The following is a 16,884-nucleotide window of genomic DNA, read 5'->3' as shown; positions in this document are numbered from 1 at the left end:
CCACGGATGACACTAGACTACGAAACGCCTGCTGAACGATTCAGCCAACTTGTTGCAGCGACCGGTTGAATCCGCCGCGCAATCTCCCGCAGCAGGCGGGCCGCCATGATCAGAAAGTTGATTCCCACCGTGATGTTGGGTGAACACAGCACCCTGGCGTGCGCCCCCAGCGTGCGGATGTAAGCCAGCTCTGCTTCTTCGTACGAAGAGATCGCCGTCACCAGCATCAGCCCCCTGCGCCTTACTTCCGCCCCATACACAGCCGCTGACGCCGCGCTGGAAAAGTCCACCAGGGCATCCACCGAGTGCTGGTCCAACCAAGCGGGCAGCGTGTCTTGTGACAGCGCGGTCACCGGAATATACCTACCGCCCAGCGCCAAGGCCCTGGGGGCACCGCTGCGCGTGGCAATCCACTCCAGCGTGTAGCGCGAGTCTTCGCACAGCACTTGGGCCACCGCACTACCCGCCTTGCCATATCCGATCAGTCCTACTTTCATGCTGCTCCTTATGTTGTTATCCGATGCCATGTGCATTTGAGTAAATATAATAATTACATTTGTATCAACATATGAATGTCCAGGGCCATTCGGCTGGACCACAGCACCATGCGGCAGCACCCCCATATCTATTCGGCGTTCCGGAATGAACTCTACGACGCCCACCTCTGGCGCGGGCGCGCCCTGTTCATCACCTTCGCCGCGCTGGCGGGGCTCACGGTGGTCGGCTTCACCTGGTTGAGCGAACACGCCCTGGCCCTGTTCTTCCATGTCCAGGCCCGCCACTGGTGGGCGCCCTTGCTGTGGACGCCCGCGACTGCAGCGGCCATCGTCTGGGTCACGCGGCGCTATGCGCCTGGCGCTGCGGGCTCGGGCATTCCGCAGGTCATGGCCGCGCAAGAGCCGGCCGTGACCGAGAACACGCGCGGCCTTTTCGTGTCCCTGCGCCTCACCCTGGCCAAAATGCTGCTCACCGCCTGGGGCCTGCTTGGCGGCTTGTCGCTAGGGCGCGAAGGGCCCTCGGTGCAAATTGCGGCGGGCGTCATGCACAGCGTGCGCCGCTGGCTGCCCAAGCGCTCGCAGATCAGCGAGCACAGTCTGCTGGTGGCCGGTGGCGCCGCCGGGATTGCAGCGGCCTTCAATACCCCACTGGGCGGCGTCATGTTTGCCATTGAAGAACTCACCCGCAAACCCGAGCACCGCAACCACGGCCTCACCATCGCCGCCATCGTGCTCGCGGGCCTGATGGGCATTTCCGTCTTCGGCAACGGCAGCTACTTCGGCATCATCCGGGTGACCGGCTTTGGCTGGCCAACGCTGCTGCCCGGGCTCCTCGTATCGCTGGCCTGTGGCCTATTGGGTGGGCTGTTTGCACGCCTGCTGGTGGTGTCCCTGTCGGGTGTTTCGCTCGACTGGTTCAGCCTGCAGCGCAAGGCGCGCCCCGTCCTGTTTGCTGCGGCGTGCGGCCTCAGCATTGCCGTCATTGGCGTCGTGACGGCGGGCGACACTTTTGGCAGCGGCTATGCGCACACCAAAGCGTCGCTGGACAACACCGTAGATACCAACTCGCTCTATGTGCTGCTCAAGTTCGTCACCACCTGGCTCACCGCTTGGGCGGGCGTACCCGGCGGCATCTTTGCCCCGTCATTGGCCATCGGCGGCGCCGTGGGCAGCGAGGTCGCGCAGTGGACGACCTACCTCAACCCGCCAACCTTGATCGCCCTGGGCATGGCCGCCTTTCTGGCCGCCGTGACCCAGGCCCCGCTCACCGCTTTCATCATCGTGATGGAAATGGTGGACGGCCACGCCCTGGTGCTCAGCCTCATGGCCAGCGCCCTGTTCGCCAGCGCCGTGTCACGCCTGATCAGCGCACCTCTGTACACCTCGTTGGCAGAGCTGCAACTCACCCGCCTCCCCAAAACCTGAGTGCCCCCATGTTTCAGAAAATTCTTGTCGTGGTTGACGACAGACCCGTCACCCAATCCGCCATCGACCAAGCCATCCAGGCCGCACAAACCCACCGCGCCGACATCTTTTTCTTCTGCGTTTTGCCCCAATACAACTACCCGGCGGTAGACATGCTCCGTGTTGCGGAGGGGGTTGCCGAAGACTTTCAGGTCAAGGCCGCCGAAGAAGCGTCGCGCCTGCTGGCCGCCGCCAGCGCATGGGCCGAGCGCTGTGGCGTCCACAACCCCCGCGCCACTGCCACATCGCCCGATGCGGCACACACGGTGGCAGACGCCGCCGTCAAACGGCACTGCGACCTGATCGTCGTAGGCACTGAAGAGCAGAACGCGGTGGTCCGCCTGCTCGGCGGCAGCATTGTTCCGGGCCTGATCTCCAAATCCACAGTCCCCGTGCTGGTCTGCCGGGATCGCCCCATCCGCGCCAAACGCAACAGCCACTTGCGGCCGCCGCTCGCCGGCAAGCTGGCTATCCGAGAATTGGGCACCCGCGACGATGACGAACCCAATGACTAAGTCTTACCTTCATGGACGCTTCTTGCGCAGCCTGGCCTGCGCCCTGCTCGCCTTGGGCGGCGGCTGGGCCGCGGCGCAGACGTCTGGCTGCGGCCCGGCCTGCGAACTCTATGGTGAACTGCTGCTGGCCCCGGAGCGCGACCTGATTGGCAGCATCCGCACCCTGGAACACGTGGCGCGGCCCGCCCTGGGGCCACGCAACACGCGCGGCCGCTGGATACAGCGCAGCGCCTACCTGGGCACCGAAGCTTTTGACACCACTTTCTACCTGCGCAGCGGGTTGGTCCAGCGCATTGAAATGACCAGCACAGCGCCCGACCGGCAATGCCGCGCCCACGCCCCGTGGTCCGCCACCATTGCCACGCTGGAAGCCTGGCAAGGCCAAGGCGCAGTGACCGGCGAATTCGACACCGGCGACAGCGTCCAACAGTCCGTGCACTGGGCCGCCGGCGACCTCGACGTATCGGTCTACCTCTCCGTCACCGCCACCAGTTGCTCCACCAAAGTCGCATTCAAGAAACGGGAAGCCAAGGACGCATCGGAGTTGTAGCGCGGGGAAGCCTTCATTCGGGCGCTACAAAATCAGTAGCTTCTCACGCATATTTCACGGGGGCCAGGGGCGTATTTTCCCGTCAACCGCGGGGTATCGGCCCATGCAAGCTCCCCCTGTCTCTGCCGCGCCTGGCTACAAGACAACGGAGCAATGCACGCCGAGCTGCTGGCTGGCTTCCATAAGGTGGACTCCGGGCAAGCAAACACGAGCAAAAGACGATAGATCGGCTTCAACGCGTAGTGCGTGAGCTTTTCATGGTTGCCTTGGCATCTGCGATGGCCTGATTGGCATTGCCAATGGTCTTTTGCGCGGAGCCCTCCAACTGCTTGTTGAAACCCTTTATCTGCTGCCCCTTGTTGCCAACAACCTTGCCCACCGTCTCCTGGACTTTTCCCACAGCAGTTTTTGCGCTGCCTTTGACCTGATCTTTGTTCATGATGTGTATTCCTTGATTGAAAGTTCATTCGTCCAAACCGACAGACCACAAACTGGCCTGCGAATACACATTAGTCGACCCAGGACATTTCTTCCGTGGGCTAGCAAACCTAAGCCCGTGTTTTTTCCGCCGTACCACCCAGATTTTGCCGACTCCCCTGCCCGGGAAACCGGTGCTTCGACCGATGACGTCCGGCTACAGCAAAAGGCAACGCCTCAAGCCAAAGCGTTTCGCCGAAACTCGCGCTGCGAAAACGCCCAAATCATGCCTGAAGCATCCGGGCCCGCAGGATCTGAAAAGGACTGTGCTGCAGAGCCACCGCTCCAGGCATGTCCCAAGCCACGAACCTCCGCGAAGGAGGCCACGATACGCGGCCCCACCGTCCAGTCCCTCAAGGTCATGGCATACCGTGCACCGCGCTGCACCACACGGGGGTCTGTGGCCTTGGCATTCAGCGCTGTGGCCCAGCGCTGGGCTGTCAATGCCCCGTTGGACGGCGCAACCACGGCATCCCGATCTCCGTGTATGACCAGCAATGCCGGCAATGCAGTTTTGGCCCCCACCAACCCATCTCCCCCTTGGGTAACTTGGCCGCGCATCGCTTTCAGTGCAGTGGCACTCGACTCAGCCATTCCAGGCCCAACACCCGAGTGCATTGCAACAGCCAGAAATCGCTCAGGAGACTGGAGTGCCAACAGTGCCGCCATGCTGGCTCCAGCAGACATGCCTGCCACCACAATGCGCCGCATATCCACCGGGTAGCTTGCGCACACCTGATCCACCGTTGCAAGAATGCTGGAAGCCTCTTTGTGCGCACGACCCGAACGGATATCAAACCAGTTCCAGCAAGCCTGTACATTGGCCAACAGCTCTTGCTCTGGATACAGCACCATGAATCCCGCCGAGGCGGCCAAGCGGTTCATGCGGGTACTGGCGGCGAAACTGTGTGCATCCTGGCTACAGCCATGCAGCATCACCATCAATGGCATGCCACGCTCAGGCATTGCCCCCGATGGCTTGAAGAGGTGATAGCGGCGAAGTCCGGTTGCGCCTGCAGCCACACCCGAGCTCCAGTCTTTTCCTCTGGGAGCCGTGCCTTTGCGCATTTTGGGCACTGTCTTTGCCACTTGTTGCTGCGCGGTCCTTCCCGCGCGCAAGGCACTGCGGGTTAAAGCGACCATCTGGCGCCGAATGGCTTTTGTCCAAAAACTCTTGCCCATCTTTCTCCCACATAGTGTCTTGACGAGTCAGATACGTCATGCCTGCCTCGATGCAGTACACGTTATTGCAGGCTACGGTGGCTGAATGTGCGCTTTCCAACATACAACAGCGATCGGCAGGACTAAGGTTCAACCTCGACATGACGCGGACCATGATCGCCAAGATTTCTCTACAACCTAGGAATGGGAGTTTGAATGACTGCTTCGACCACGCTTCCCGGAGACAACTTTCAACACGCCCTGCCCGAGGCAGCGGACGATCCAGGCGACTGGACACCGCCTCACAGCGCAGTTTCCTGGAGTGCGATTGCTGCAGGTGGCGCTGCGGCTGCAGCGCTGTCACTCATTCTTCTAATTCTGGGCGTTGGACTGGGCTTGTCTTCGGTCTCTCCCTGGGTAGGTCAAGGCGTACAGGCTGAGACCCTGGGCGTAACAACGATTGTCTGGGTGACCTTGACACAGTTACTCGCATCCGCATTCGGAGGCTACTTGGCTGGCCGCTTGCGAATCCGACGGACCGGTGTGCATCTTGATGAAGTGTATTTCCGAGATACCGCGCACGGCTTTCTGTCCTGGGCGGTGGCATCGCTGGCAACCGCTGCGCTACTCACATCCACCATTGGTTCCATTCTGGGTCGCAGTGCACCAATGGATGCGGCCGTAACGAGAGGCATCAGCCCCATGGGCATTGACGCCAGTCTCAGCTCCCGAATCCAGGCCGGATCCGCTGCTAGCACCATGACCTACTTCGTCGACACGCTGTTCCGACGCGAGCCCGGTTTGTCTGCTGCAGGTACGACAGAGGCCCCGTCCAGCGGAGGTACAGCGCGTGCCAGTGCCTACGAACTCGGCGAAACCCGCCGCATTTTCATGCACGCAAACCACACAGATCCCTTGCCCCCAGAAGACTTGCGCTACGTTGCTCAGCTGGTTGCACAGCGCACCGGGCTGTCGCAATCCGCAGCAGAAAAACGCGTCAGTGACGCCTATGTGAGAGCGCAATCCCAGTGGAACGAGTCCGAACTCGCGGCCCGGGAGACCGCAGAAAAAGCACGAAAGGCGTCAGCCTACGGTGCACTGTGGCTATTCGTGTCACTGCTGATCGGTGCTTTTATCGCCAGTTGGACTGCCACTTTCGGCGGCAGGCAATCTGACAGCTAATCAGCGGGTTTCATACTCAAACCGGGGAACCCCATGCGCTCACTTCTGTTGTTTTTGCTTGGGATACCGATTCCCATCATTATTCTGATCGCCTTGTTTGTGCATTGAACATGTGGTCCTGCGAGACACATCTCAGTTTCGAGGGGTCTTGGCTTTGACCCCATTCTTTTCACTTACCCCAAGGACTTGCAGCCGTGGAGCCCTCTGCATTCACGCGAGACCATGGGCAAGACACCGCCAAAACTTCCCCAAAAGGATTCACCATGACTGAAAAATCTGCCAGCGTTCTATGGGATGGTTCAGGCAGAAAGGGCTACGGCCAGGTCAGCACCGGGTCGGGCGCACTGATGGACTACCCGTATGGCTTCGAGAGCCGATGGGGCGAAGATCGCCGCAGCACCAATCCTGAAGAGATTCTTGGCGCAGCCCTGGCCTCCTGTTTCACGATGGCTTTTTCGTTTGCCTGCGAGAAGGCAGGCTTTGCAACCCGCACGATCGACACACAGGCCCACGTACGACTGTCAAAGCTAGGAGAAGTGTTTGCAATTGACCGGATCGTGCTGCATATGACAGCCACAGTACCGGGCATCGATGAAGCCCAGTTCCAGCAGATCGCCGCTTCGGCCAAACAAGACTGCCCTGTGTCCAAGGCGCTGGCGGGCGTTCCGGACATCACGCTGCAAGCCACGATGGAAACAAGCCCGGCATGAGCCGGCGCCGGACCCAAGCGCTGGCAGCTCTCATCCACTTCTGCAAGCTGGCCAATCCACGCGGGGCCAGCCGGAGGCAATCAAGAACGAGCAGGGTTCACCACATCTGCACCCGACGCACCCGGCACCTGAAAAAGGGCGCCACGTGGAATATCTGCCAGCAATCGGTCAAATTCCAGTTTGACAACGGCGTAACACTCGCACACCCGCTCCTCAAGTCCTGGGCGATTCAGCACATCAATGTGGCCGCGTGCATAGCGGATCAAACCCGCACGCGCCAATTTGCCGGCTGCATCGGTGACCCCTTCGCGGCGCACCCCCAGCATGTTTGCAATCAGGTCCTGCGTCATGGTCAGCGAATGGGTAGGCAGACGGTCCAGACTCAGCAACAGCCAGCGGCACAGCTGCTGCTCGATAGAGTGGTGTCGGTTGCATACTGCAGTCTGACTCATCTGCGTGATCAGTGCCTGGGTGTAACGCAGCAACAGGCGCAGCACCGGTCCAGCGAGGTTGAACTCTGTCTTGATAACATGCGCCGGGAGACGAAAACCATGGCCCGCACTCTGCACCACAGCGCGGCTGGGCGTGGTTTCGCCTCCCATGAAGAGTGACACACCCAGAATGCCCTCGTTGCCTACCACGGCGATTTCGGCAGACGCGCCGTCCTCCAGCACATACAGCAGCGACACGATGGCGTCAGTAGGAAAATAGGCGTGCTCCAGCGTACATCCGGATTCGTAGAGCACAGCCCCCAGTGGCAAGGACACCAATTCAAGGTGAGGTTGCAGACGCATGAACTCCGCGGCGGGCAAAGCTGCCAGAAGTTGGTTCTGAAACGGTATGGGGTTCGTAGGCATGGGCCGCGGTGAGCCCCTGGTTCCGATTGCGGGGTGCAATCCATGGTCAAAGGCAGCGTGCAGCTTACGCTTTCTTCAGGAGCACTCCGTACGATATCGTACACAACGCCCGAATAAGGCCTTGTTTCATGACAGATGGCGGTGGCGACGGTCCATGGCGTAGCACAGACAGGATGCTCGCTCCAGGCCGGGACCGTCCACAATTTCGATATGCCCACGGCTGTAATCCAGCAGCCCGCGCTCCTTGAGCGCCTGTGCCGCAGTGCTGACCCCAGCACGACGCACCCCCAACAAACTGCTCAGAAATTCATGCGTCAGTTGCAGGTGGTCAGACGACAGCCGGTCACGCGTCATCAACAACCAACGGGCCAAGCGTTCTTCAAGCACATGAAAGCGGTTGCATGCGGCGGCCTGGGCAATTTGCACAGTCAGTGCATGCACATAGCCCAGCACAGCCTGGCGCAACAGCGCGTTTTGCTGAAATTCCCAAACGAAAACGGCGGTCTGCATACGCAATGCGCTGCCGGGCACCTGAACCAAAGTCCGCATGGGAGATGTCTTCACGCCCAGGGCGGTTGCCACCCCCACCACCCCCTCATTGCCTACCAGGCCCACCGCCAAGGAACTATGCTTCCCAGCCTGCATCAGCAATGACACCGACGCCTCGTTGGCAAAGTACACATGATGAATAGTTTGGTCGGTTTGGTGAAGTTCCTGCCCAACCGTCAGCTCCACCAGCTCCAAGTCCAGTGCCAGACGCTGGTAGTCCGAACGTGCCATGGCCGCAAGCAGGCGGTTGGAAACGGGGAAGCGGCTCGGCAGCATCAAAGACTCTCTGGTAGTTTTTTCTCATGCCGCCAAAACGTGGCCGCAAGGTATCCGGAGAGACCGACACAAGGTCAGTGCTACGTCACATGCAAGAGGCTATCGCAGAAGGACCTGGACAAGCGTGTATGTCCCAAAGCGTACATAGCCCAGCCCGTCATCCCTTGCCGTGTCGCCCCTTGAGCATTTCATAGCAGGAGCAGGCCATAGCCTCCAGCCCGCGGCCATGAATGATCTCGATGTGGCCGCGACTGTAGTCAATGAGGTGCAGTCGCTTGAGTGCATGCGCGGCATGGGTCACGCCCACACGGCGCACACCCAGCATGTTGCTCAGAAAAGCCTGTGTCAGAAAAAAATGGTCTGCGCCCACGCGATCGCGTGTCATCAGCAACCAGCGCGCCAGGCGTGCGTCGATGATGTGGAAGCGGTTGCAGGCCGCAGTTTGTGCGATCTGCAGCATCAGCGCATGGGTGTAGGCCAGCACCTCCCGCTGCAAGAACAAGCACCGGCGAAACCAGTGAATGAAAGCGGCGGCCTCCATGCGCATGGCTGAACCGCTGCCTTGCACCAGAGCACGCACCGGCGACACGCCCGCACCCAAAGCCAATGCAATGCCCAACATGCCTTCCGGCCCCACCATACCTACCTCCAGTACCGAATGGGCGTCCACCATGGTGAGCAAAGACACCAGCGAGTTGTTGGGAAAATACACGTAGGCCATGGGGGATGCAGCTTCGTACAGCACTTGCCCAAAAAGCAGGGGCACGGACTCCAGGCACGGATGCAGACGCTGGTAGTCCGTCCGGGGCAGCGCAGCCAACAGGCGATTTGCTATGGGCGTGGCAACAGAGCGCACAAGGGCGCCGTCAGATACGGCCCGTAAGTATCAGGACGATGAGGATGACGAGGATCAACCCCAGCCCCCCGCTGGGGCCATACCCCCAACCACGGCTGTGGGGCCATGCAGGTACCACACCAATCAGCATCACGATTAGGATTACAAGCAAGATGGTTCCAAGGGTCATGGGGATTCTCCTGAGAGGAGGCGCTAGCCATGCGCCAAACACATAGTCCGTCGGGTGGCTCACCTGCGGATATCGAGGTGCAACCTTAAAGCGCGGGAGCTCCACCAGTCGGTACGTCAACGTACGTACCCACGTGCCGATACGCCGGACCGCAACAACAGCAGTCTTTCAATGGCCGCTGGGAATCCGCTGCTGGCCCGAAATTTCTGGGACGCGCACCGCACGCATGTAAATCCGACAGTGTTGCATCCCGCGCTGAACCAGTACGCCTAGGGCGCCAAAGAGGTTTGGGACATGTATAAGTTCTGGCTAGACCCGCGCACTCCCTCCTGCTGCAACTCTCCCAGCCCCCCCGAAACTCCCGCAGCGACAACCCGAGCTGCTGCACCGCACCACCCGACGCCTGTCGGTGACCGAGCAAGGAGACACCGTCTACCAGCGCGCCACCCGCATCCTGGAAGATGTGGACGCCATGGCCCAGGCCATCACCACCCACCGCGAAGCCCCCAGCGGCCTGCTGCGCCTGTGTAGCAGCTCGGGCTTCGGCCGACGGAAGCTCGCCCCGGCCCTGGCCGCACTGGCCAAGCGCTACCCCCAACTGGAGCTTCAGCTGGAACTGCTGGACCGCCAGGTAGATCTGGTGAGCGAAGGCTTCCACCTCGACATCCGGCTCGGGCAAGTGCAAGAGCCCCACCTCATCACCCGGCGCATTGCCCACAACCAGCGCGTGCTGTGCGCATCCCCCAGCTATGTGGCGCGACATGGCGCCCCCCAGAGCCTGGAGGATCTGACAAAGCACCAATGCCTGCTCATCCGCGAACGCGACCAGGACGTGGGCCGCTGGACGCTGAACGGCCCCCAGGGGCCGGAAACCATAAAGGTATCGGGCGCGCTGTCATCCAATAACGGCGAGGTGGTGCACCAGTGGGCCATTGAAGGGTTGGGCATTTTGTTGCGCTCCGAGTGGGACGTGGGCCCCAGCATCGCCCAAGGCACGCTGGAGCGCCTGCTGCCAGACTACGCGCAAGAGGCCCCGGTGTGGGCCGTCTACCCCACGCGCCTGAACCACTCCGCCAAGGTGCGGGTGTGTGTCGAGTTTCTGGAAGACTGGTTTCGCAATCCGGACGAGGATGGGGCCGAGACCAAGCGGATGCAAACCTAAGACTTGCATTCATGATTGCTTTTGCATATGATACGCATCATGCGAAAAACAGGTAACGTCCGCTCTGCTGCCAAAGAAGCCTCACACGAGCGCATTGTGGATGCGGCTGCCAAAGCCATCCGCCGCAGCGGCTATGGCGGCACAGGTGTGGCCGACATCATGAAAGAGGCCGGCCTGACGCATGGTGCCTTCTATGCCCACTTTGAATCCCGTGAGGCCATGCTAGCGGAGGCGGCAGACCGCGCGGGTGCCGAATCCAATGCCCTCGCGGCCCAAATCGTCGCCTCGGCAAAGCCTGAAGAAGCATTGCAGGCGCTGATGCAGGTCTATCTCTCTAAAGAGCATTTGACCGGCATCGAAACGGGTTGCCCCATCTCCGCCCTAGGCTCGGAGATGCCCCGCCAATCGCCCGAGGTGCGCTTGGCCGCCACACGCCGCATCAAGGAGATGATTGACTTGGTGGCCCGCCAGTTTCCCGATTGGGGGCAACCCAGCGCCCACGAGCGTGCGCTGGTTACCGTTGCCACCATGGTGGGCACGCTGACGCTGGCCCGTGCAGTTAACGACCCCGTGCTGTCCGATGCGTTCTGCAAAGCCACGCTCCAAGGCCTCGTCTTGCCAAAAGCGGGCTCCGTCAACTGACGTTTTTTTTGACATTTAATATGATGATCATCATCTGATTTTGCAAGCCATCGAAACAGCCTGTCGCCCCACCAACTTCACCGAAAGACACCATGAAAGCCCTCACCTTCCAACGCTACGGCAAATCGCCCGACATCGGATTCACCAACATGCCCACCCCCACGCTCCAACCTGACGAGTTGCTGGTGCGCATCCATGCGGTTGGCCTGAACCCGATTGACAACGCAATTCCCAGCGGTAAGTTCAAACCGGTGCTGGCCTTCAAACTACCGGCCACCATGGGCAGCGATCTGGCCGGTGTGGTGACCGAGGTAGGCAGCCGCGTGACCCGCTTCAAGCCGGGCGATGAAGTCTTTGCCAGCCTGTTTGACCTGGGCAAGGGATCTCTGGCTGAATTTGCAGCGGTGCCGGAGAGTGCCGCAGCGCTCAAGCCCAGCAATCTCAATTTCGTCCAAGCGGCCTCCATCCCCATGGTCGGCCTCACCGTGTGGCAAGCGCTGAAGGAGCGTGTCAATCTGAGGCCTGATCAGAAAGTGTTCATCCCTGCAGGTTCGGGAGGCATTGGCACCTTTGCCATCCAGCTGGCCAAGCACCTGGGCGCCAAGGTCGGCACTAATACCAGCACCGGCAATGTTCCATTTGTGAGCCAGCTGGGCGCGGACGAAGTGGTGGACTATAAGAAGCAAAATTTTGAAAACGTGCTGCGCGGCTACGACGCCGTGCTGGGCACCATCCCCGGCGACACCATCGAAAAGTCCATCAGCATTCTCAAGCCCGGCGGCAAGATCGTTTCTCTGGTGGGCCCGCTGGACGCGGCATTCGCCCGCACCAAAAAGCTCAACTTTGTGCTGACCTTCGTCTTCGGCCTGATGGGCCGCAAGATCACCCGCCTGGCCCAAAAGCGGGACGTGGGCTACTCATTCCTGTTCGTGCGCCCCGATGGCCATCAGCTGGGCCAGATCGCTGAAATTCTCAACGACGGCGGCATCCAGCCCGTCGTAGACAAGGTGTTTCCGTTCGAGCAAGCCATGGATGCCCTGGCCTACCTGGGCCAGGGCCGCGCCAAAGGCAAAGTGGTCGTCTCGCTGCGCTAATTTTCCATCGCCCGCCATGCGTGCGGGCGGCTTGCCAATCGGCAATATCGCTCGCCCACACATATGACGATCATCATTCCAAACCAAATTCACCCATCAAACCTCTTATGAAAATCGAAAACTCTGTAGCCCTCGTGACGGGTGCCAACCGTGGAATCGGCCTGGCTTTTGCACAGGCCTTGCTCGCCCGTGGTGCACGCAAGGTGTACGCAACAGCGCGCGATCCCTCGTCCGTGACTTTGCGCGGTGTGGAAGTCATCCAACTCGACGTCACCAAGCCGGCGGACATCCGGGCGGCGGTGCAACTGGCATCCGATGTAACGCTGCTGGTCAACAACGCAGGCATCGCCCAGCCCGGCGGATTTTTGGCACCCGATAGCGACGACCTGACACGCCGCATTTTTGAGACCAATGTCTATGGCGTGCTGAACATGAGCAAGGCCTTTGCGCCGGTGCTCAAGGCCCATGGTGGCGGCGCACTGCTGAACGTGTTGTCCGTGGCGTCGTGGGTCAACGATGGCGCATTGGCCGCCTACTCGGCCAGCAAGTCGGCAGCCTGGTCACTCACCAACGCACTGCGGTACGAACTGGCCAGCCAGCAGACCCAGGTGCTGGGCCTGCACATGGCCTACGTCGATACCGACCTGACGCGCGGCTTTGACGTGCCCAAAACCAGCCCCGAAGACATCGTGCGGCGCGCACTGGACGGCCTTGAAGCCGGTGCGGACGAAGTGCTGGCCGATGCACTGACTGAGCAGGTGCACCAAGCCCTGACGGCACCGCGTCCGTTCTACCTGCCTCAGACTGCCTGAGCAACCATCAAAGTCAGACTATGAAAACGAATGTCATCCATCCCATGTGGAGGGCCATGCTGGCCGGACTCGCCTTGGTGTCTGCCCTGCTGCCAACCGCCGTTGGCGCAGCGGAGGTGGTAGCCAAGCAGGAGCCTTTGCCCCTTCAAACATCTGCACCAGCGCCGGGGATTACCTGGAAGACGGTGCCCACACAAACCATCACCGCCGATGGCATCAGTTTCGCCTACCGTGAGATGGGCCAACACAATGGCGGAACGCCCGTGGTGTTTCTGGTGCACCTTGCCGCCGTGCTGGACAACTGGGACCCCCGGATCATGGATGGAATTGCGGCAAAACACCACGTGATCGCCTTCGACAACCGGGGCGTTGGCGCCACTACCGGCTCTCCGTCGAACACCATGGAACAAATGGCCGACGATGCCATCCACTTCATCCAAGCCAAAGGGCTGAAGCAGGTAGACCTCTTGGGCTTCTCGATGGGCGGCATGATCGCCCAGGAAATGGCGCTGAAGGAGCCACAACTGATCCGCAAAATGATTCTTGCGGGCACCGGCCCTGCCGGGGGTGAAGGCATCAGCACCGTGGCAGACGTCGCCAACTACGACATTCTTCGGGGCCTGCTGACAGGCCAAGACCCCAAGCAATACCTGTTCTTCACTCGCACACCCCATGGCATCGACGCTGGCAAAGCCTTTTTGGCGCGATTGAATGAACGCACGGACAACCGCGACAAAGAAGTCAGCGTTGCCGCCTTCATTGCGCAGTTGCAAGCTCTGCGTGCGTGGGGCCAGAAGCAACCCGCGGATCTGTCGGTGGTCAAGCAGCCTGTGCTGGTGGTCAACGGCGACCAGGACCGCATGGTGCCTACAAGCAACACCCACGACTTGGCGCGGCGGCTTCCGAACAGCCGTTTGATCATCTATCCCGATGCGGGCCACGGCGGCATCTTCCAGTTCCACGCCGACTTTGTGCCAAGCGCACTGACGTTCCTCGCCCAATAACGCAGGCAGGCGCGCCCGTCCAACCCATCACCCTTTACGCCAACGTTCCATGACCAATACCCAATCCTCCAAAACCGCCCTCATCACCGGAGCCTCCTCTGGCATCGGTGCGCTCTACGCAGACCGTCTGGCACAACGCGGATACAACCTCATCTTGGTTGCCCGACGTGCGGACCGCCTGGAAGCCCTGTGCGCAGGGCTCACCAAGGCGCACGGCATCCAGGCCGAGCCTGTTGTGGCGGACCTGACCAACGATCAGGATGTGGCGCGCATCGAGGCGCTGCTAGCCAACCACGCGGATGTGCAAGTGCTGGTGAACAACGCCGGGATTGCCCGCTTGGCCCCTGCCGCCCAGACAACTGCCAGCGATGCGCAGACCCAGATCGCCCTCAACGTCACCGCCCTGACGCGCCTCACACAAGCGGCCGTGCCAGCCTTCGTGGCAAGAAAGCAGGGCCTGATCATCAATATCGCCTCCGTGCTTGCTGTCCACTCCATGGCCATCAGCGCCATCTACAGCGGCACCAAAGCCTATGTCTTGCAATACAGCCGAGGCCTGCAGCAAGAACTGGCCGACACCGGTGTCAAGGTTCAACTGGTGCTGCCAGCCTCCACCGCCACCGAACTCTGGGATTTGTCGGGCGTTCCGTTGGCAGCCCTCAACAAGGACACCCTGATGACGACCGAACACATGGTCGATGCGGCGCTGGCTGGTCTGGATCAAGGCGAAACCATTACCTGGCCCTCGGTTGCCGATGCGAGCCTGTGGGACAAGTACGACGCCGCCCGTTCGGAACTGTTCGCCAACTCCCAGGCTGGCAGGCCGGCTCCCCGCTACCAGATCGCTTGATAGCTGAGCACCACTGCTCTTCTTGCCTTCACTTTTTCCATTTTTCCCAAGGACTCCCCATGCTCTTCGATGCCTTCCAACTGCGTTCCACCCCACTCAGCAACCGCATCGTGATGTCGCCCCTCACACGCAGCCGCGCAAGCAACAACACGCCCAATGGCCTGATGGCCACTTACTACGCCCAACGCGCAAGCGCCGGCCTCCTCATCACGGAAGGCACCTCACCCTCCCCCAACGGTTTGGGCTATGCCCGGATTCCGGGCCTGTTCAATGACGCTCAGGCTCAGGGCTGGAAGCTGGTAACCGACGCGGTGCACGCCAAGGGTGGCAAGATCGTGGTGCAGCTGATGCACACCGGCCGCGTGTCCCACCAGGCCAACCTGCCTGCAGGTGCCGAGGTGTTGGGCCCTTCGCCCGAAACATGCCCCGGCGAGATGTGGACCGACACGCAAGGCAGCCAAGCGCACACGCCACCGCGCGCCATGACAGAAGCGGACATCCAGGCCGTGGTGGGCGAGTACGCCACCGCTGCGCGCCTCGCTATGCAGGCGGGCTTTGACGGTATCGAATTGCATGCAGCCAATGGCTACCTGCTGGAGCAATTCCTGAATGCCAACATCAACCGCCGCACCGATGGCTACGGTGGCACGGCGGAAGGCCGCAACCGCTTGGTGCTGGAAGTTGCCCACGCTGCCGCAAAAGAAATCGGCGCAGAACGTGTGGGCGTTCGCCTCTCCCCCCATGGCGTGGTCAATGCCGCGGGTGCATTCGATGGCGTGGACGAACAGTACCTGGCGCTGGTGCAACAGCTCTCCGCACTCCGCCTGATGTACGTGCATGTGCTGGACCATTCGGCCTTGGGTGCCCCGCCGGTTCCGGCCACGCTAAAGGCTGATCTGCGGGCTGCGTTCAACGGTCCCTTCATCCTGGCCGGCGGGCTCGACAAAGCCAGCGCAGAGCAGGCCCTGAGCGAAGGCCGTGCGGACCTGACGGCCATGGGCAGACCCTTCATTGCCAACCCTGATCTGGTGGAGCGCCTGCGCCAAGACGCCGCGTTGAATGCGCCAAACCCAGCCACCTTCTACACGCCCGGTTCTGAGGGCTACACGGACTACCCGACGCTGGCCGCCTGAACATCAAGATACGCATAGCACTCGCGCTTGTCCAAAGCATCGACAGCCGCGCACTTAACCCCAAACCATCAGAATTTTTTCATGAAGACAAACAAACGCGTTGCCCTCGTCACTGGCGCTTCCTCAGGCATCGGTGAAGCCACCGCCAACAAACTCGTCGCTGCGGGCTACAAGGTCTATGGCACCAGCCGGCGCGGCGCCCAAGCGGGCCAGGGCACCTTTACCATGCTAGCGATGGATGTGACGGACGACGCTTCGGTCAGGACGGCTGTTGACACGCTGCTGCAACAAGAAGGACGCATCGATCTGCTGGTGAACAACGCGGGCTTTGGTTTTGGCCCGGCCGCTGCGGAAGAGAGTTCGATCGCGCAGGTGCGGGCGATGTTTGAGACGAATGTGTTCGGCGTGGTCCGAGTTAGCAATGCGGTCTTGCCCACCATGCGCAAGCAGGGCAGCGGCCGCATCCTGAACGTGGGCTCCGGACTGGGCATCATCCCGGCTCCCTTCAACGCGCATTACTCGGCCACCAAGCATGCTATCGAGGGCTATTCCGAATCGCTGGACCACGAAGTGCGTGGCTTCGGCGTGCGCGTCGCGGTCATTCAACCGGGCGTGACCCGCACCGCATTCGACGCGAGCGTGACCCCCTCCGATCAGCCGCTGGCCGCCTATGACGCCAGCCGCAAGCAGTACCTCGTCGCATTTGAGAGCGCGATGCGCGCAGCGGATAGCGCCGAAAGCGTAGCCGACACCATCGTGCTGGCCGCCGACGACCAAACACCGCTTCTGCGCTACCCCTCCGGCAAGGTTGCGCGCCAGGGCGCGTTCGCCCGGCGCTTTCTGCCGCGGGGCTTCTTCGACAGGGTACTGCACAAGCAATTCGGACTGAGCTAAGGCACAGCAAAGTGACTACTGAGGGCAGGC

General features: G+C 61.1%; 19 protein-coding genes and 1 pseudogene. 13 read left to right on the top strand and 7 right to left on the bottom strand.

What is annotated here, in order from left to right:
• Window positions 1–146 precede the first annotated feature (146 nt).
• Window positions 147–497 (bottom strand): annotated as a pseudogene (locus AC1RNN_RS04695) (dihydrodipicolinate reductase); the annotation flags it as partial.
• 75 nt (window positions 498–572) lie between these two features.
• Here AC1RNN_RS04695 and AC1RNN_RS04690 point away from each other — a divergent pair.
• The 3 genes from AC1RNN_RS04690 to AC1RNN_RS04680 are packed head-to-tail and all read left to right on the top strand — an operon-like array spanning window position 573 to window position 3,026.
• On the top strand, window positions 573–1,922 hold the full coding sequence (locus tag AC1RNN_RS04690; protein WP_493137317.1) for a chloride channel protein: 1,350 nt from the start codon (window positions 573–575) through the stop codon (window positions 1,920–1,922).
• 8 nt (window positions 1,923–1,930) lie between these two features.
• Window positions 1,931–2,476: a universal stress protein gene (locus AC1RNN_RS04685; protein ID WP_493085573.1), complete on the top strand. Its 546-nt coding sequence runs from the start codon at window positions 1,931–1,933 to the stop codon at window positions 2,474–2,476.
• Entirely contained in the window at window positions 2,469–3,026 is a 558-nt protein-coding gene (locus AC1RNN_RS04680) for a hypothetical protein (protein ID WP_493085574.1), read from the top strand. The genes AC1RNN_RS04685 and AC1RNN_RS04680 overlap by 8 nt, the downstream gene beginning before the upstream one ends.
• 232 nt (window positions 3,027–3,258) lie before the next feature.
• On the opposite strand, the gene AC1RNN_RS04675 is transcribed toward AC1RNN_RS04680, so the two are convergent.
• Together AC1RNN_RS04675 and AC1RNN_RS04670 are read right to left on the bottom strand one after the other, a co-directional pair.
• On the bottom strand, window positions 3,259–3,465 hold the full coding sequence (locus tag AC1RNN_RS04675; protein ID WP_493085576.1) for a CsbD family protein: 207 nt from the start codon (window positions 3,463–3,465) through the stop codon (window positions 3,259–3,261).
• A 215-nt stretch (window positions 3,466–3,680) separates the two neighbouring features.
• Entirely contained in the window at window positions 3,681–4,685 is a 1,005-nt protein-coding gene (locus AC1RNN_RS04670; protein ID WP_493085578.1) for an extracellular catalytic domain type 1 short-chain-length polyhydroxyalkanoate depolymerase, read from the bottom strand.
• A 195-nt stretch (window positions 4,686–4,880) separates the two neighbouring features.
• Here AC1RNN_RS04670 and AC1RNN_RS04665 point away from each other — a divergent pair, with 195 nt between their 5' ends.
• Together AC1RNN_RS04665 and AC1RNN_RS04660 are read left to right on the top strand one after the other, a co-directional pair.
• Window positions 4,881–5,846, top strand: a complete 966-nt coding sequence (locus tag AC1RNN_RS04665) for a hypothetical protein (RefSeq protein ID WP_493085580.1) — start codon at window positions 4,881–4,883, stop codon at window positions 5,844–5,846.
• Window positions 5,847–6,109: 263 nt separating this feature from the next.
• The gene (locus tag AC1RNN_RS04660; RefSeq protein WP_493085581.1) at window positions 6,110–6,556 is read left to right on the top strand and encodes an OsmC family peroxiredoxin; all 447 of its coding nucleotides are present in this window, start codon (window positions 6,110–6,112) and stop codon (window positions 6,554–6,556) included.
• Between the two features lie 80 nt (window positions 6,557–6,636).
• On the opposite strand, the gene AC1RNN_RS04655 is transcribed toward AC1RNN_RS04660, so the two are convergent.
• From AC1RNN_RS04655 to AC1RNN_RS04640, 4 genes are all read right to left on the bottom strand, one after another.
• Complete coding sequence (locus tag AC1RNN_RS04655) at window positions 6,637–7,413, bottom strand: Crp/Fnr family transcriptional regulator (protein ID WP_493085583.1); 777 nt, start codon at window positions 7,411–7,413, stop codon at window positions 6,637–6,639.
• Between the two features lie 126 nt (window positions 7,414–7,539).
• Entirely contained in the window at window positions 7,540–8,238 is a 699-nt protein-coding gene (locus AC1RNN_RS04650; RefSeq protein ID WP_493085584.1) for a Crp/Fnr family transcriptional regulator, read from the bottom strand.
• 157 nt (window positions 8,239–8,395) lie between these two features.
• The gene (locus AC1RNN_RS04645) at window positions 8,396–9,094 is read right to left on the bottom strand and encodes a Crp/Fnr family transcriptional regulator (RefSeq protein ID WP_493085586.1); all 699 of its coding nucleotides are present in this window, start codon (window positions 9,092–9,094) and stop codon (window positions 8,396–8,398) included.
• Window positions 9,095–9,104: 10 nt separating this feature from the next.
• A complete protein-coding gene (locus AC1RNN_RS04640; RefSeq protein ID WP_493085587.1) occupies window positions 9,105–9,263 on the bottom strand; it encodes a DUF3309 family protein in 159 nt (52 codons plus the stop codon).
• Window positions 9,264–9,672: 409 nt separating this feature from the next.
• Here AC1RNN_RS04640 and AC1RNN_RS04635 point away from each other — a divergent pair, with 409 nt between their 5' ends.
• The 8 genes from AC1RNN_RS04635 to AC1RNN_RS04600 all read left to right on the top strand — a co-directional run bounded on the left by AC1RNN_RS04635 (window position 9,673) and on the right by AC1RNN_RS04600 (window position 16,854).
• A complete protein-coding gene (locus tag AC1RNN_RS04635) occupies window positions 9,673–10,425 on the top strand; it encodes a LysR substrate-binding domain-containing protein (RefSeq protein WP_493085589.1) in 753 nt (250 codons plus the stop codon).
• Window positions 10,426–10,452: 27 nt separating this feature from the next.
• Window positions 10,453–11,067, top strand: coding sequence for a TetR/AcrR family transcriptional regulator (locus AC1RNN_RS04630; protein ID WP_493085590.1), 615 nt, complete (start codon window positions 10,453–10,455; stop codon window positions 11,065–11,067).
• A 92-nt stretch (window positions 11,068–11,159) separates the two neighbouring features.
• Window positions 11,160–12,161, top strand: a complete 1,002-nt coding sequence (locus tag AC1RNN_RS04625) for an NADP-dependent oxidoreductase (protein WP_493085592.1) — start codon at window positions 11,160–11,162, stop codon at window positions 12,159–12,161.
• A gap of 107 nt (window positions 12,162–12,268) precedes the next feature.
• Window positions 12,269–12,973 (top strand): SDR family oxidoreductase, encoded by a 705-nt coding sequence (locus AC1RNN_RS04620; protein WP_493085594.1) that lies wholly within the window; start codon window positions 12,269–12,271, stop codon window positions 12,971–12,973.
• Between the two features lie 20 nt (window positions 12,974–12,993).
• Window positions 12,994–13,977: an alpha/beta fold hydrolase gene (locus tag AC1RNN_RS04615; protein WP_493085596.1), complete on the top strand. Its 984-nt coding sequence runs from the start codon at window positions 12,994–12,996 to the stop codon at window positions 13,975–13,977.
• A 49-nt stretch (window positions 13,978–14,026) separates the two neighbouring features.
• Window positions 14,027–14,827: an SDR family NAD(P)-dependent oxidoreductase gene (locus AC1RNN_RS04610; protein ID WP_493085597.1), complete on the top strand. Its 801-nt coding sequence runs from the start codon at window positions 14,027–14,029 to the stop codon at window positions 14,825–14,827.
• A 59-nt stretch (window positions 14,828–14,886) separates the two neighbouring features.
• Window positions 14,887–15,960 carry an alkene reductase gene (locus AC1RNN_RS04605; protein WP_493085599.1) on the top strand — a complete coding sequence of 358 codons (1,074 nt, stop codon included), beginning with the start codon at window positions 14,887–14,889 and terminating at the stop codon, window positions 15,958–15,960.
• A gap of 81 nt (window positions 15,961–16,041) precedes the next feature.
• On the top strand, window positions 16,042–16,854 hold the full coding sequence (locus AC1RNN_RS04600; protein ID WP_493085600.1) for an oxidoreductase: 813 nt from the start codon (window positions 16,042–16,044) through the stop codon (window positions 16,852–16,854).
• Window positions 16,855–16,884 lie beyond the last annotated feature (30 nt).

It is taken from the genome of Rhodoferax sp. GW822-FHT02D07 (assembly GCF_058802405.1).
This window is presented reverse-complemented; position numbering and strand designations above follow the sequence as displayed.